The organism is Propionivibrio sp. (genome assembly GCF_017995515.1).
In the GTDB taxonomy this organism is placed as follows: domain Bacteria; phylum Pseudomonadota; class Gammaproteobacteria; order Burkholderiales; family Rhodocyclaceae; genus Propionivibrio.
In genome coordinates this window covers 1-14,747 of sequence record NZ_JAGOIT010000039.1, presented here as the reverse complement: position 1 = coordinate 14,747, position 14,747 = coordinate 1, and the positions used below count along the sequence as shown (strand labels likewise).

The following is a 14,747-nucleotide window of genomic DNA, read 5'->3' as shown; positions in this document are numbered from 1 at the left end:
GAATATAGCGAGTAACGAAAATGAATAAAGTACCCCTGACGATCAACGGCGCCGAGCGCTTGCGTGCAGAATTGCATCAATTGAAAACGGTGGATCGTCCGAACGTGATTGCTGCGATCGCCGAGGCCCGATCGCACGGCGATCTCTCGGAAAATGCCGAGTACGATGCGGCGAAGGAGCGCCAGGCCTTCGTCGAAGGACGCATCAAGGAAATCGAGGGCAAACTGTCGAATGCGCAGATCATCGACCCCAAGCTGCTCGATGCAGACGGGCGGTGCGTGTTCGGTTCGACGGTGGAGCTCGAGGATCAGGATACGGGCGCGCAGGTCTGCTACCAGATCGTCGGCGAAGACGAGGCGGACATCAAGGAGAGCAAGATTTCCGTCAACTCTCCGATCGCCCGTGCGCTGATCGGCAAGTTCTCCGGCGATATCGCACAAGTCCAGGCGCCGGGCGGCCTGCGCGAGTATGAAGTGCTGGACGTTCGTTACGAATAGTCAGTCGCTGCGTATGCGGTCTTGCGGGCGGCGATGGCACCCCGCAAGACGATGGAGGATGACTTGCGGCGTTACTTGCGGGTGCTGCCCTGAAAGCTGCGTTTGCTACGCGCTGATTCCACTCTTGCGCGACGTGACGGTGCCGGCTTCGATTTATCCTCGGGTGCAGGGCGCCAGATTACGAGAAGTTTGCCAATGTGCTGAACCGGCGCCGCGCCCAGTTGTTCGCAAATGGACGACAGATACTGATCACGAATTTCACGTTCGTCGTTATAGACGCGAATCTTGATCAGTTCGTGGCTTTCCAGGCTTCTTTCAATTTCTTTCAGCACCGATTCCGACAAACCGTTCTGGCTGATCGAAACGACGGGGTTCAGTGCGTGTGCGCTTGCGCGCAGGGCGCGACGTTGTTCGGATGTAATATCAAGCATTTGGGCAACCTTTTCAAAGAACGCATTTTACCGAGTTTTAGACGATGAAACGTACCCGAACGAGCAATGCGTGGTTGCGCGAACACGTGAACGATACCTACGTGCAGCGGGCTAAGGCCGAAGGCTATCGCTCGCGTGCCTCGTTCAAGCTCATGGAAATCGACGATCGCGACCGTTTGATTCGGCCAGGCGAAGTTGTGGTTGATCTGGGGGCAACGCCCGGCGGCTGGTCGCAAGTTGCGGCCAAGCGTCAGAAAGGCCATGGGCGGGTCATCGCGCTTGATCTGCTGGAACTCGACCCCTTGCACGGTGTCGAGTTCCTTCAGGGCGACTTCCGCGACGAGAGCGTGCTGCAAGCGCTCGAGGCAGCCTTGGACGGCGCGAAAGTGGGGCTTGTACTTTCCGACATGGCCCCCAATATGTCAGGGGTAGTGGTGTCCGATCAGGCGCGCGTCATGCATCTGGCCGAGTTGGGGCTCGACTTCTCGCGCAACTGGCTGAAACCGGAAGGTGCTTTCCTGGTCAAAGTGTTTCACGGCTATGGATACGAGGACTTCGTCAAGGAGATGCGCAAGATCTTCGCCGTGGTGACGACCCGCAAGCCGGATGCTTCGCGCGACCGTAGTCCGGAAGTGTACTTGTTGGGCCGGGGACTGAAAGGTTGAGGTTCTTTGTCGCCGTGTGGAGACGCCTACGCGGCATGAGAAGGTTTAGAATGGTGTCTTTGCCAAATACCGTAACTTCCAAGGTGTTCCTTGGGGTGCGTCGATACTGAGGTGCTGCATTTTGAATAACATGTTCAAGAATCTGGCCGTATGGCTTGTTATCGGTCTGGTGCTGATGACGGTCTTCAACCAGTTTAATTCACGCCAGACGCCGCAGGCCTCGATGGAGTATTCGCAGTTCATGGAAGAGGTTGGCAAGGGCTCGATCTCGAAGGTGGTGATCGAGGGGCGCATACTGAAAGCGACGACGACCGACGGCCGCAAGCTGACATCTTATGCGCCGGCTGACCTATGGATGGTGTCGGATCTCCTGAAGCATGGCGTCAAGGTTGAAGCGAAGCCGGAAGAAGAGCAGTCCTTCCTGATGAGCATCTTTGTCAGCTGGTTCCCGATGCTGCTGCTGATAGGAGTCTGGGTGTTTTTCATGCGGCAGATGCAGGGCGGAGGCAAGGGCGGCGCCTTCTCGTTCGGCAAAAGCAAGGCGCGCTTGCTCGACGAATCAACCAACAGTATTACCTTCGGGGACGTTGCAGGGTGCGACGAGGCGAAGGAAGAAGTTTCCGAACTCGTAGATTTTCTGCGCGACCCCTCCAAGTTCCAGAAACTGGGCGGGCGCATTCCGAAAGGTGTGCTTCTGGTCGGCAACCCCGGAACCGGCAAGACTTTGCTGGCAAAAGCGATCGCTGGCGAAGCCAAGGTGCCGTTCTTCTCGATCTCGGGTTCTGACTTCGTCGAGATGTTTGTCGGGGTTGGCGCAGCGCGTGTTCGCGATATGTTCGAGAACGCCAAGAAGCATGCGCCGTGCATCATTTTCATCGACGAACTCGATGCCGTCGGACGTCAGCGCGGCGCCGGATTGGGTGGCGGCAATGACGAGCGAGAGCAGACGCTGAACCAGATGCTCGTCGAGATGGACGGTTTCGAAGGGAGCACCGGGATTATCGTGATCGCGGCGACCAACCGTCCCGACGTTCTTGACCCGGCGCTGATGCGCCCGGGCCGTTTCGATCGCCAGGTCGTTGTTCCGCTGCCGGACATTCGCGGTCGCGAGCAGATCTTGATCGTTCATATGCGCAAGGTTCCGCTGTCGCCCGACGTCAAGGCCGATATCATTGCACGTGGTACACCGGGTTTCTCGGGCGCCGACCTGGCCAACCTGGTCAATGAGGCCGCCTTGTTCGCCGCGCGCGGCAACAAGCGTCTGGTCGACATGGAAGACTTCGAGAAGGCCAAGGACAAGATCATGATGGGCGCCGAGCGCCGCAGCATGGTGATGAACGAGGAAGAGAAGCTGAATACGGCTTATCACGAGTCGGGCCACGCCGTGGTGGCGAAGCTGGTGCCGAAGTCCGATCCGGTGCACAAGGTGACGATCATCCCGCGCGGTCGTGCGCTCGGCCTGACCATGCAATTGCCGGAGGAAGATCGCTACGCCTACGACCGGACGTACTTGCTCAGCCGCATCGCCGTGCTGTTCGGTGGCCGTATCGCCGAAGAACTGTTCATGAACCAGATGACGACGGGCGCTTCGAATGACTTTGAGCGTGCGACGCAGATGGCGCGCGACATGGTGACGCGCTACGGCATGTCGGACGTCCTGGGGCCGATGGTCTATGGGGAAAATGAAGGTGAGGTGTTCCTCGGCCGTTCGGTAACGACGCACAAGAACATGTCCGAGGCGACGATGCAGAAGGTTGATCTGGAGATTCGCCGCATCATCGACGACCAGTACGGCTTGGCGCGCAAGCTTCTCGAAGAGAATCGCGACAAGGTCGAGGCGATGACCAAGGCGCTGATGGAGTTGGAGACGATCGACGCTGATCAGATCGACGACATCATGGCCGGAAAACCGCCGCGTCCGCCAAAGCAGCCGCAGTTCAAGGGGCCGGATTCGTCCGAGACTCCGCCGGACGCTGCGCCAAGCGCTACGGCCGCGGCCTGAGAGTTTTCAGAGTTACCTGACCGGAGGAGTCGATGGCTCCTCCGGTTTTTTTACGTCGAGGATTCTGCGTATGCTGAGCTGTGGCCGCTACAACCTGACGCTTGAGCGCCCTCTGGTCATGGGCATCGTCAATCTGACGCCGGACTCCTTTTCGGGGGACGGCGTCGGGACCGATACCGCGCGCGCCGTGGCGCATGCGCACCGTCAGATCGAAGCCGGAGCCGATCTCCTTGACCTCGGCGCCGAATCGTCGCGTCCCGGGGCGACTCCGGCCTCGCTGGATGAGGAACTGGATAGGCTGCTGCCGGTGCTGGAGGCGCTGGCCGGATGTCCCGTGCCGATTTCCGTCGACACCTACAAGCCGGAGGTGATGCGCGCAGCCGTCGATCACGGAGCCTCGATGATCAATGACATCTACGGTTTTCGTTGGCCGGGAGCGATCGAAGCGGTCGCTGCAAGCAATTGTGCCCTGTGTCTGATGCACATGCAGGGCGAGCCGTTGACCATGCAAGCGGCACCGCACTACGACGACGTGGTCGGCGAGGTGAATCGCTTCCTCGGCGAACGGGTTGCGATACTCGTCGACGCGGGTGTTGCGCGGGAGCGAATTGTGCTCGATCCAGGTTTCGGTTTTGGCAAGACGCTCGAGCACAACCTGACCATGCTGCGTCGGCTTGCGGAGTTTCGCCTCGCAGGGCTGCCGGTGCTGGCCGGGATGTCGAGAAAGTCGATGCTCGGCATGATCACCGGTCGTCCGGTTGACCAGCGCCTCGCTTCGAGCATCGCTGCGGCGATGATCGCGGCCCAGCACGGCGCAAGCATCCTGCGGGTTCATGACGTGGCCGAAACGCGTGATGCGCTGGCGATCTTGCTGGCGGCTGGCCTCTGAGTCGGCGCGGGTCGGCGGATCAATGTCCGTGGCAGACGCCAGCGCATGACAATCAGCTGTCTTCTCTGCTAGGCTCAAAAGCGGTGCGACTGGCAGCGGGCTGGTCGGTGACGACGAGGTGCGAAGAGAAAGCCGATGGCGAAGGAAATCGAACTCAAACTGGGGCTGCCGGCGAGTCATGCACGGCGGGTGACGGCGCATCCACTCCTGGCCGGATACAAGCCGCAGCGGTACCGGTTGTTCAACACTTATTACGACACGCCGGAGTTCGATCTGCGCAATCGCGGGATTGCGTTGCGCTTGCGGCGCAAGGGCTGGTCGACCTGGCTGATGACGGTCAAGGGCGGCGCTTCGGGTGCCGGCGGGCTGGCCCAACGCAGCGAATGGGAAGCGCCGACGCAGCCCGGCGTGTTCGATTTCAGCATCGTCGGTGACGAGGCGCTGCGGGAACTGCTTGAATCCTGTCATGCCCGGCTGCAGGCCGTGTTCTCGACGGATTTCACGCGCACCGCCTGGATTGTTCCGCATGGCGGCGCGGTGATCGAGGTTGCGCTCGATCGCGGGAAACTGAACGCCATCGATCCGGACGGCGACGCCGGGAGCGTTACGGCGCCGATTTGCGAACTCGAACTTGAGCTTGTCGAGGGCGAGTCGTCCGATCCGCTGTTTGACCTCGCAATCGGTCTGGGCAAGGACATCAATCTGCATCCGGAGATCGTCAGCAAGGCGGAACGCGGCTACGCGCTCGCCGATCCGGCATTCCTGAGGCCGGTGAAGGCGTCGCCCTCGCCGCTGGACAAGGCAATGTCGCCGCTTGAGGCCTTCCGCGCGATAGCGCTCGCCTGCGTGCTGCACTTGCAGCGCAACGAAGCCGGTGCCATTGCCGGGAACGATCCCGAGTTCGTGCATCAGGCGCGTGTCGCCATTCGCCGCTTGCGTTCCGCGTTCCGGCTTTTCGCCCCGGCGCTGTCGCCCGAGTTCATTACGATTTATGTGCCGCGCTGGAAGGCCCTGGCGGGCGATCTCGGGGACGCCCGCGACTGGGACGTGTTTCTCGACGAAACACTGGCGCCGCTGGAAGAAGCCTTTCCCGGCGACGCCGACCTGGCGATCCTGCGCAAAAAGGGCGAGGCGGCCAAGGTCAAGGCGCAGCTTTCGGCCGGGAGTGCATTGTCGCAAGCCGAATACAACCGGCTCATGCTGGCTTTTTCCGCAGCGCTTCTGCGGAATGAAGGACCGACGATCGCGCCGGCAGTCGGCAAGTCGGTTCGGCGTCTGCGCGGATTCGCCCGTCGGCGTCTGCGCAATCGCGCGCGTGCGGTGAGCGAACTTGCCCGCGATCACGGCAAGATGAACGCCGAGCGGCGGCACGAGTTGCGCATTGCCTTCAAGAAACTGCGCTATGCGCTCGATTTCTTTGCGCCGCTCTTTCCCGGCAAGCGACTCGCGGCTTATCAGGCCTCACTGGTCGCGATCCAGGATCTGCTCGGAACACTCAACGACCAGGTGACGGCCGCGCGCCTGATCAAGGAACTGCACCCCAAGGGCGAGCCGCAGCCGCTGACCAAGGGCTGGATTGCCGGTCGAACGCAGTTGCTGTTGAGCGCCTTGAGCGCCGAGTTAAGGCGCTTCCTCGCTTGCCGTTGCCCGTGGGATTGAATGAGCTGGCGACGTCGGGTACGGGTACTGATGTTTCCGTAGCCTGCTTGCGGTAGTATCCGCGCCCTCAGTGATCCGAACGCGATAAAGGAGAGGGAATGTTCTGGAATGCCCACAAAAAGGCCGAAGCGCTCGAGTCCGCTCTCGCTCAGGCGACGTCGAAGATCGACGCGCTGACGGCCGAGAATGAACGGCTGCGTGCTCAACTGTCCAGCCACGAGGACGGTCTGGAACAACAGCAACGGGAACTATCGTCTCTCCGTTCGGTGATCACGCATCTGGCGGTATTCAGCCAGACGCTCGCCGGCTCGCAGCAAAGCCTCGGACAGATGGCGAACCTGTTGCGCGAAGAGCGCAACGAGGCCATCGAAGCGGCTGAGGTTTCGGTGACCAGCGGTCAGACGACGACCGAAATCGCGTCGAATCTCCACCGCCTGGCGCAGGATTCGTGCGCGGCGGCGAGTTCGGTCGATACGCTTGCCAAACAGGCAGGCCAGATCAGCGCGATCGTGCAGTTAATCCACGAAATTGCCGATCAGACGAACCTGCTTGCCTTGAATGCGGCGATCGAGGCGGCGCGCGCGGGTGAATCCGGGCGTGGGTTTGCCGTGGTCGCGGACGAAGTGCGAAAACTCGCCGAGCGCACGGCCAAGGCGACCACGGAAATCGAGACGCTCGTCTCCAGCGTGCGCCAGAACTCGGCGACCGCCAAGAGCGCGATGGAAGTGCTGTCGGCGTCGGCCGACGACTACAGCCAGCGCGGCAACAAGGCGACCGAGAGCATGGCGCTGCTCGTCCGGTTGTCGAGGAAGATGGAGCTGGTGATCGCCGGTAGCGCGCTCAAGAGCTTCGTCGAAGTGGCCAAGGTCGATCACCTGGTCTTCAAGTTCCGCATCTACATGGGGCTCTTCGGCATCGCCGAACTCAAGCCGGGGCAGGTGGCCGCGCATACCGACTGCCGGCTGGGCAAGTGGTACTACGAGGGCGAAGGGCGGGCGTGCTTCAGTCGCTTGGCGGGCTACAAGGCGCTCGAAGCGCCGCATATCGACGTGCACAAATTTGGCGTGGCGGCGGTAGAGGCCAAGGCCGCTGGAGAGATGGGCGCCATGTTGCGCCACGTGGAAGCGATGGAAGCGGCGAGCATCCTGGTCGTCGAAAACCTCGATCGCATGTCCGAGGTCGCGATGAAAGAACCGGCCTTGCTCTGCCACGAGTGATGCGACTTCCCGATGATCGCGCTGCGTCGATCATCGGGGCGATTCATGTTGCTTAAGCAGCCAATTCAAAGACTTGCGTCGAACGTTCGAGGTCGACGTCCTGGCGTTCGCCGAGCTTCACCATGCCGTGCCGTTCGAGCTGGGCGAGGAGTGCCGGAATGGCGTCCTTGCCGATGCCGTAACCGGACAGGCGGGTCGGCACCTGCATCGCTTCGAAGAACTGACGGGTCTTCTCGATCGCCTGGTCGATCCGCGCATCGGCATCGCCATCCTTGAGATTCCAGACACGCTCGGCGTACTGCAGCAGCTTTTCGCGCTTTTCCGCACGGCGGACCTGCAGCATGGCCGGGAGGACGACCGCGAGCGTTTGCGCGTGGTCGAGCCCGTGCAAGGCGGTCAGTTCGTGGCCGAGCATGTGCGTCGCCCAGTCGTTCGGCACACCGGCGCCGATCAGTCCGTTGAGCGCCAGCGTCGCCGTCCACATGATGTTGGCGCGCACCGCGTAGTTCTCCGGCGCCTGCAGCGCCTTCGGCCCTTCCTCAATCAAGGTCAGCAGCAGACCTTCGGCGAAGCGGTCCTGCACCTTGGCGTCGACCGGGTAGGTGAGGTATTGCTCGGTGATGTGCACGAAGGCGTCGACGACGCCGTTGGCGACCTGGCGGGCGGGCAGGGTGTAGGTCTTGGTCGGATCGAGCACCGAGAAGCGCGGATAGAGCCGCGAGTTGGAAAAGGCCAGCTTGTCGTTGCTCGCGCGGCGCGTGATGACCGCGCCGTTGTTCATCTCGGAGCCGGTGGCCGGCAGGGTGAGGACGCTGCCAAAGGCGACCGCGCTCTTCACCGGCGCACGCTTGGCGAGGATGTTCCACGGTTCGCCGGCGAACGGAATCGCCGCGGCGATGAATTTGGTGCCGTCGATCACCGAACCGCCGCCGACGGCGAGCAGAAAGTCGACGTTTTCGCGGCGCGCCAGTTCGACGGCCTGCATCAGCGTCTCATACGTCGGATTCGGCTCGATGCCGCCGAACTCGAAGAGCGTGTAGCCGGGCAACGCGGCCTTGACCTCGGCGAGCGTACCGGTCTTGACGACGCTGCCGCCGCCGTAGGTGATCAGCACGCGCGCGCTGGCAGGAATTTCGCGCGCGAGGTCGGCAATGCGGCCCTGGCCGAAGAGGATGCGGGTCGGGTTGTGGAAGGTGAAGTTGTTCATCGTCGGTGTCTCCAAAGAGCCGCAGTGCGGCGTTGATGAAACAGGGGGAAGTTCGGACGTCGTTAATTCTGCTCGCTCTCGCGCGCTCCGCGCAGCGCCTCGGCCAGCTGAAAGACCGACATGGCGTAGAAGCTCGAACGGTTGTAGCGCGTGATGACGAAAAAGTTGTCGAAGCCGGCCCAGTATTCGGTCGGCTGGTTCGGTGTGACCAGATCGATCAGGGCGGCCGGCCGGTCGGCGTCGCCCTCGGCGACGACGCCTTGCCGGGCGAGCGCGTAGAGCGGTTGCTCCGGCTTGATGCCGGCGGCGATCAGCGCGCTCGGGTCGCCGGTGACCGTGGCCGGGACGGCGACCGGCGCTTTGGGCTGCCAGCCGTGCATGTTGAGGAAGCGGGCGACGCTGCCGATGGCGTCGGCGGTGCTGTCGCGCAGGTCGATGCGGTCGTCGCGGTCGAAATCGACAGCAAAGTTACGCTGGCTGCTCGGCATGAACTGCGGGATGCCCATGGCGCCGGCGTAGGAGCCCTTGATGCTGAGCGGGCTGACGCCGTTCTCGCGCGCCATCAGCAGGAACTGTTCGAGCTCCTTGCGAAAGAAGGGCGCGCGTGGCGGGTAGTCGAAGGCGAGCGTGGCCAAGGCTTCGAGCACGCCGAAGCTGCCCATGTTCTGCCCGTACTCGGTCTCGACGCCGATGATGGCGACGATGATTTCCTGCGGCACGTCGTAGATCGCTTCGGCGCGCGCCAGGTCGGCGCCGTTCTCCTGCCAGAAGACGAGACCGTTGGTGATCCGCCGCTCGGTGAGGAAACGCGCCCGGTAGCGCTGCCAGGAGCGCTGCTGCTCTGGCACGGCGGCTGGCTTGATCAGCTTCAACACGGTGCTGTTTGAGCGAATGCTGTCGAACTGCTTCGTGAGATGCGTGACGTCGAAGCCGTATTCTTCGTGCATCGCCTCGATGAAGGCGGGAACGTCCGGATGCGCGCCGAACGGCGGGGTTTTCGCCGCCTGTTTTGCAGCCTGGGCGTTGAGCGGTGAAAGGCAGGTAAGTAGGCAGGTAAGCAGGCCGGCGACGAGGGCGAACTTCGTTAGTGATTGCCTGTATTGGCCAAATGGTGTGACTTGCTTCTTCAAATCAATGATCTCCGAGTTGGCGTCTCTTTAAGCCGCCGTGTGCATTCTTTCAGTTTGTTCAGCTGCTCCGCCGTGCCGGTGCCGTAGTGCAGGTCGGCGAACAGTCCGGCAGCTTCGTGCGCCAGCGCGCCGAGGGCGGGTTGAACTTCGGCCACGCGTGCGGCAAAGGCCAGCGGTCCTTCCCAAGTCTCGCGCTGCACTCCCAGGCGCGCCAGCCGCTTGCAGAAGGCATCCCAGGCGCGTTGTGCCGGCGTCGCGCTGCTGCGCTGGACCAATGTCCACGCGGTGACGGCAAGTAGCGCAATGCCGCAGAAGACAGCGAGCGCTGCGGTCATCGTGCGCCAGTCCGGATCGCTCAAGCCCAGTCGCGACAGCACCTCGCGCTGCCGCTCGGGATTGTAACCGAGCACCCACTGGTTCCAGGCGTTGTTGGCCGCCTCCCAGCGGTTGCGCAGGTCGCGCAGCCAGTCGGTTTCGATGCGGATGATCGCCGGCAGCGGGTCGCTCGCCGGCAACGCCGCCTCGATGCCGCTTTCGATGCGCGACGGCGCCACGGCCGCGGTCGGGTCGACGCGAATCCAGCCTTGCCCCTCGAACCAGATTTCGGCCCAGGCGTGGGCGTCGGACTGGCGCACGGTGAGGTAGCCGTCGACCGGGTTGATCGCGCCGCCCTGGTAGCCGGCAACGACGCGCGCCGGAATGCCGGCCGCGCGCATCAGGAAGACGTAGGCCGAGGCGTAGTGCTCGCAGAAGCCGCTGCGCGTGTCGAACAGGAACTCATCAACCGCCTGTTGCCCGAGCAGCGGCGGCCGCAAGGTATAGTGGAACGGCTCCTGCCGGAAATGCAGCAGAGCCGCGTTGGAGATCATCTGTGGCGACTTGAATGTCGCCTTCCATTCCGCGGCCAGCGCGCGGGCGCGTGGATTGAGTCCCGGCGGTAGCGCTCGCGCCAGTTTGAGCAAGCCTGCGTCTTCGTTCCGGTTGACCGAAAAATCGACGGACGAAGCGAATGAAAAGCGCGTGCGCGAGCGAATCCGCTCGCGCGCAAGCGTCTCCAGCGTCGGCGCGAGGATGGCGTCTCTCGGCAGCGTCACCGGCAGGTCGAGCGCCAGCAGCCAGCGCTGATTGTGCGGTTCGAGCGTCGTCACGTAGCGGTACGGTGTGCCGCGCGTTTCGATCGTCGGTGGCTTTTGCGTCGGTTGGGTTGCTTGCTGATAGTTCTGCCCGGTACGCGCAGTGTTCCAGTTCTGCCCGTCGTAATCGTTGAACACCGGGCCACGCCAATAGAGCTGCGCTTGATCGGGCGCCTTGCCGTCGAACTTGACGCGAAAGGCGATGGCGCCGGAGAGGATGAGGTCGTTCAGCGAACCCGGCGCCATGCGCTCCGAAAGCCCGCTCAGACCGGAATGCGCATCCTGCGGCAAGCCCCAGAGCGGGCCGGAAACACGTGGAAAGAGCATGAAGGCGATGAGCATGAAGGGCAGCGCCTGCGCCAGCATCAGGCCGGCGTATCGGACGATGAGGAGCGGCGGTTGCCGGCCGCCATACACCCGGATGAGCGTGGCGGTGAGCAGCGTCGCGCTGGCCAGCAGCCAAAGCCCGGTCGGAATGGTCTGCGAATAGAAGTAGTGCGTTAGCAGCAGGAAAAAACCGAGCATGACGACGACGATGGCATCGCGCTGTGAGCGCATCTCCATCGGCTTGAGGGCCATGAAGAAGACGAGCAGCGCGACGCCGGCATCGCGGCCGAACAGCGTGCGGTACTCCCAGCCGATGCCGGCGGCACCGGCAATAACGAAGAGCGCCAGCTGCCAGCGTGCCGGCAAGCCTGCTTTCTTCCGCCACAACACGCCGCGCCAGACGATGGCGCTGCCGACGAGTGCGACGAGCCAGAGCGGGACGTTACCCACGTGCGGCGCGGCCGTGGCCAGCGCGACGGCGAGCAGCCAGGGAATCGCCCCCGGGTCGATCGGCATCGACGGTCTCGCCTTCCTAGCCATACAGTGCCAGCGCCTCCAGGCACTTGTTGCGGTGCGTATCGCCCTGATCCGGCACGATGGTCTGCCCCGGCAGGTCGAGGCCGTAGCGCACGTGGGCCGCTTCGGCGGCGAGTACCCAGCCGGCGAGAATCGATAGCCGCGATTCCAGTGAAGCGTCGGCTGGCGCAAGGTCCAGGTCGAACCAGAGTTCTTCGCTCGCGCCGCCTGTAAACTGCTTGATCAGCAGCGGGCGGTGTTCGATGTCGCGCGCGACGGCCTTCCAGGCGATGTGGCGCGGCGAGTCGTTGGGCTGATAGACGCGCAGGCCGGAAAAGTCTTCCTGTCCGCGTTCGCCGTGATGCTGGCCGGTATGCGCCGTGACGGCCGAGATCGGCAGCGGCGTCTCGATCGGCTTTGGGTAGACCACGCAGGAGAACGGCGGGTGCGGGTAGCTCCAGGCGCGGAAGAGGCCGAGCGGATAGCGCGTCGTGAGCGTGATTCGGCCCGGATCGTAGCGGCCACGATTAGCAGTCCGGCTGGTCAGGAGTGCGGTCGTGCGATCGTTGCCGGGCACGTCGATCGTCGTGCCCGGTTCGTCTATGAACGAGAGAGCGAGCGAACGTCGCGGGTAAGCGCGCGTGTTTTCGACGCTGAGCGGGAAGCGCGCAAGATCGCCGGCAAAAACGGGGTCGACGCGACCGGGCATCAGCCGCAACGCAACCAGATTGCGGAAGGTATGCACCATGGCGACGATGCCGAGGCCGGCGAGCAGGAAGACGAGCGCGTGGCCGAGGCTGAGGTCGTAGTTGATCGCACCGAGCAGCATGACGATGAGCACGACGACGAAGAGCAGCCCTACGCGCGTGGGGACGATGAAGATGCGCCGCTGCGTGAGGACGATGGGCAGCTGTTCGTCGCGACCGAAACGGAACAGCCATTGCCGCAGCGACTGAACGATCGACATCAGCGGATCGGTGTGGCGTGGATCAACCCGGCGATGTCCTCCGTGCGCGCATGGCCGGCGCTGGTGGCGAGACGCAAGCGGTGGCAGGCAATGCTCGGCAGGACGGCCTGCACGTCTTCCGGCAGCACCATGCTTCGCCCTTCGATGAAGGCCCAGGCGCGTGCAGCGGCGAGCAGGGCCAGTGCCGCGCGCGGACTGAGGCCGTGGATGAACTTCGCGCTGTTACGCGTGGCTTCAACCAGCGTCTGCACGTAGTCGAAAATCGGCGGCGCGACGTGCACGGCCGCGGCTTCCTTCTGCAAGGGCATCAGCTGATCGGGCGTGAAACACGCGGCGAGCTCCGGCAGATGCTCGCGGCGGCCGCCGCCTTCGAGCAGGGCGCGCTCGGCCGCGCGATCCGGGTAGCCGAGTTCGATACGCATCAGGAAGCGGTCGAGCTGCGATTCGGGCAGCGGAAACGTGCCGATCTGGCTCGACGGATTCTGCGTGGCGATGACGAAGAACGGTTCGGGCAGCGGCCGCGTTTCGCCTTCGATCGTGACCTGGCGCTCTTCCATCGCCTCGAGCAGCGCGCTTTGCGTTTTGGGCGTGGCGCGGTTGATTTCGTCGGCGAGGAGAATCTGCGAGAACAGCGCACCGGGGATGAAGCGGAAGTCGTTGCGCTCGCGGTCGAAGATCGACAAGCCGATGACGTCGGCTGGCAGCATGTCGCTGGTGAACTGGATGCGCGAGAACTGCAGACCAAGCAGGCGCGCCAGCGTGTGCGCCAGCGTCGTCTTGCCGACGCCAGGCAGGTCTTCGATCAGCAGGTGGCCGCGCGCCAGAAGGCAGGCCAGCGAGAGCCGGATCTGCGCATCCTTGCCGAGGATGATGCGGTTGGCGGCGGCAATGAGTTCGGAGACGGTGGCGGATTTTCCGGTCGGTTGCATTGTGGTGGGCGGTTCGTTGGGCAGATAATGGGGCGGCAGCGCAACAGCAACGGCTGCGCAAATGGCATTCACTGAAACACTCAAACACTATATCCCGTCTCGGACTGTTTCCTCAGGGAGGTGCAAGTGGCCAGTACCGCATTCATTACGCATCGCGATTGTCACCTCCATGACATGGGGTCGTATCACCCGGAGAGCCCGGCGCGCTTGAGCGCGATCAGCGATCACATGATCGCCCAGGGGCTGGATCACTACTTCGCCTATTACGAGGCGCCGCTGGTCACCTTCGCGCAGCTCCTCCGGGTCCATTCCGCCGCGCATCTCGAACGCCTGAAGCGCAACGTTCCAACCATCGGGATTACGCACCTCGACCCCGATACGGCGATGAATCCGCATACCTGGCAGGCGGCGCTGCGCTCTGCCGGTGCCGGTGTCATGGCGGTTGACCTGATCATGGGCGGCGAAGTTCAGAACGCCTTCTGCGCCATCCGCCCGCCCGGCCACCACGCCGAACGCGAAACGGCGATGGGCTTCTGCTTCTTCAACAACGTCGTCGTCGCCGCGCAGCATGCGTTGAAAGGCCACGGCCTGTCGCGTGTGGCAGTGATCGATTTCGACGTGCACCACGGCAACGGGACCGAGGATTGTCTCAGGAACAATCCGCAGGCGCTGATGGTCGGCATGTTCCAGCATCCGTTCTACCCGTACAGCGGAACGGAAAATACCGCGCCGAATATCCTGAACGTGCCGATGCCCGGCGGGACGAGCGGTGAGGACTTCCGCCAGATGGTCAGCGATGTCTGGCTGCCGCAATTGCGCAAATTCAAGCCGGAGATGCTCTTCATCTCCGCCGGTTTCGATGCGCACTACGAGGACGACCTCGGCGGGATGAAGCTTCTGGAAAAGGATTACGCCTGGGTGACCGAGCAGCTCAAGGAAATTGCTGATGAAACGGCACACGGGCGCATCGTCTCGATGCTCGAAGGCGGCTACGTCCTCTCTTCGCTGGCACGCAGCGTCGCCGCGCATATCAAGGTGCTGGCCGGGCTTTAACCCAGATTGTCCATTAGCCGGTAGGGCTGCCATAAAGGACAGTCGGCGTCGAAGCATTTGTCCATAGCGCGACGAACCAGGCGCGTTTTCGTCGAGGAACGGAGAGCATGAGGCGGTTCTGTCCG

At 63.1% G+C, this 14,747-nt stretch carries 13 protein-coding genes; 7 read left to right on the top strand and 6 right to left on the bottom strand.

Going from position 1 to position 14,747, the window contains the following annotated elements:
- Positions 1-20 precede the first annotated feature (20 nt).
- On the top strand, positions 21-497 hold the full coding sequence (gene greA / locus KBA32_RS08335; RefSeq protein ID WP_294357409.1) for a transcription elongation factor GreA: 477 nt from the start codon (positions 21-23) through the stop codon (positions 495-497).
- A gap of 71 nt (positions 498-568) precedes the next feature.
- Here the strand turns inward: greA and yhbY are convergent, their stop codons facing one another.
- Positions 569-928, bottom strand: a complete 360-nt coding sequence (gene yhbY, locus KBA32_RS08330; RefSeq protein ID WP_294357407.1) for a ribosome assembly RNA-binding protein YhbY — start codon at positions 926-928, stop codon at positions 569-571.
- Between the two features lie 44 nt (positions 929-972).
- Here yhbY and rlmE point away from each other — a divergent pair, with 44 nt between their 5' ends.
- The 5 genes from rlmE to KBA32_RS08305 all read left to right on the top strand — a co-directional run bounded on the left by rlmE (position 973) and on the right by KBA32_RS08305 (position 7,360).
- Positions 973-1,593, top strand: coding sequence for a 23S rRNA (uridine(2552)-2'-O)-methyltransferase RlmE (gene rlmE, locus KBA32_RS08325; RefSeq protein WP_294357405.1), 621 nt, complete (start codon positions 973-975; stop codon positions 1,591-1,593).
- A gap of 121 nt (positions 1,594-1,714) precedes the next feature.
- On the top strand, positions 1,715-3,595 hold the full coding sequence (gene ftsH, locus KBA32_RS08320; RefSeq protein ID WP_294357402.1) for an ATP-dependent zinc metalloprotease FtsH: 1,881 nt from the start codon (positions 1,715-1,717) through the stop codon (positions 3,593-3,595).
- Between the two features lie 64 nt (positions 3,596-3,659).
- Positions 3,660-4,484 (top strand): dihydropteroate synthase, encoded by an 825-nt coding sequence (gene folP, locus KBA32_RS08315; RefSeq protein WP_294357435.1) that lies wholly within the window; start codon positions 3,660-3,662, stop codon positions 4,482-4,484.
- Positions 4,485-4,619: 135 nt separating this feature from the next.
- A complete protein-coding gene (locus KBA32_RS08310) occupies positions 4,620-6,143 on the top strand; it encodes a CYTH and CHAD domain-containing protein (RefSeq protein ID WP_294357400.1) in 1,524 nt (507 codons plus the stop codon).
- A 98-nt stretch (positions 6,144-6,241) separates the two neighbouring features.
- Positions 6,242-7,360, top strand: coding sequence for a methyl-accepting chemotaxis protein (locus tag KBA32_RS08305; protein ID WP_294357397.1), 1,119 nt, complete (start codon positions 6,242-6,244; stop codon positions 7,358-7,360).
- Positions 7,361-7,412: 52 nt separating this feature from the next.
- On the opposite strand, the gene yqhD is transcribed toward KBA32_RS08305, so the two are convergent.
- From yqhD to KBA32_RS08280, 5 genes are all read right to left on the bottom strand, one after another.
- A complete protein-coding gene (gene yqhD, locus KBA32_RS08300; protein WP_294357395.1) occupies positions 7,413-8,567 on the bottom strand; it encodes an alcohol dehydrogenase in 1,155 nt (384 codons plus the stop codon).
- 62 nt (positions 8,568-8,629) lie between these two features.
- Positions 8,630-9,697, bottom strand: a complete 1,068-nt coding sequence (mltB, locus tag KBA32_RS08295; RefSeq protein ID WP_294357393.1) for a lytic murein transglycosylase B — start codon at positions 9,695-9,697, stop codon at positions 8,630-8,632.
- Positions 9,694-11,673, bottom strand: coding sequence for a DUF3488 and transglutaminase-like domain-containing protein (locus tag KBA32_RS08290; protein ID WP_294357392.1), 1,980 nt, complete (start codon positions 11,671-11,673; stop codon positions 9,694-9,696). The genes mltB and KBA32_RS08290 overlap by 4 nt, the downstream gene beginning before the upstream one ends.
- 16 nt (positions 11,674-11,689) lie before the next feature.
- On the bottom strand, positions 11,690-12,640 hold the full coding sequence (locus KBA32_RS08285) for a DUF58 domain-containing protein (protein WP_294357387.1): 951 nt from the start codon (positions 12,638-12,640) through the stop codon (positions 11,690-11,692).
- Complete coding sequence (locus KBA32_RS08280) at positions 12,640-13,569, bottom strand: AAA family ATPase (protein ID WP_294357385.1); 930 nt, start codon at positions 13,567-13,569, stop codon at positions 12,640-12,642. The genes KBA32_RS08285 and KBA32_RS08280 overlap by 1 nt, the downstream gene beginning before the upstream one ends.
- A gap of 126 nt (positions 13,570-13,695) precedes the next feature.
- Here KBA32_RS08280 and KBA32_RS08275 point away from each other — a divergent pair, with 126 nt between their 5' ends.
- Positions 13,696-14,622, top strand: coding sequence for a histone deacetylase family protein (locus tag KBA32_RS08275; protein ID WP_294357383.1), 927 nt, complete (start codon positions 13,696-13,698; stop codon positions 14,620-14,622).
- Positions 14,623-14,747 lie beyond the last annotated feature (125 nt).

Excerpts from the sequence above, each read along its gene's own strand:
- KBA32_RS08280 (WP_294357385.1), bottom strand. The coding sequence starts at position 13,569 with ATGCAACCGACCGGAAAATCCGCCACCGTCTCCGAACTCATTGCCGCC.
- KBA32_RS08310 (WP_294357400.1), top strand. The coding sequence starts at position 4,620 with ATGGCGAAGGAAATCGAACTCAAACTGGGGCTGCCGGCGAGTCATGCA.
- KBA32_RS08305 (WP_294357397.1), top strand. The coding sequence starts at position 6,242 with ATGTTCTGGAATGCCCACAAAAAGGCCGAAGCGCTCGAGTCCGCTCTC.
- rlmE (WP_294357405.1), top strand. The coding sequence starts at position 973 with ATGAAACGTACCCGAACGAGCAATGCGTGGTTGCGCGAACACGTGAAC.
- yhbY (WP_294357407.1), bottom strand. The coding sequence starts at position 928 with ATGCTTGATATTACATCCGAACAACGTCGCGCCCTGCGCGCAAGCGCA.
- yqhD (WP_294357395.1), bottom strand. The coding sequence starts at position 8,567 with ATGAACAACTTCACCTTCCACAACCCGACCCGCATCCTCTTCGGCCAG.
- KBA32_RS08285 (WP_294357387.1), bottom strand. The coding sequence starts at position 12,640 with ATGTCGATCGTTCAGTCGCTGCGGCAATGGCTGTTCCGTTTCGGTCGC.
- KBA32_RS08290 (WP_294357392.1), bottom strand. The coding sequence starts at position 11,673 with ATGCCGATCGACCCGGGGGCGATTCCCTGGCTGCTCGCCGTCGCGCTG.
- greA (WP_294357409.1), top strand. The coding sequence starts at position 21 with ATGAATAAAGTACCCCTGACGATCAACGGCGCCGAGCGCTTGCGTGCA.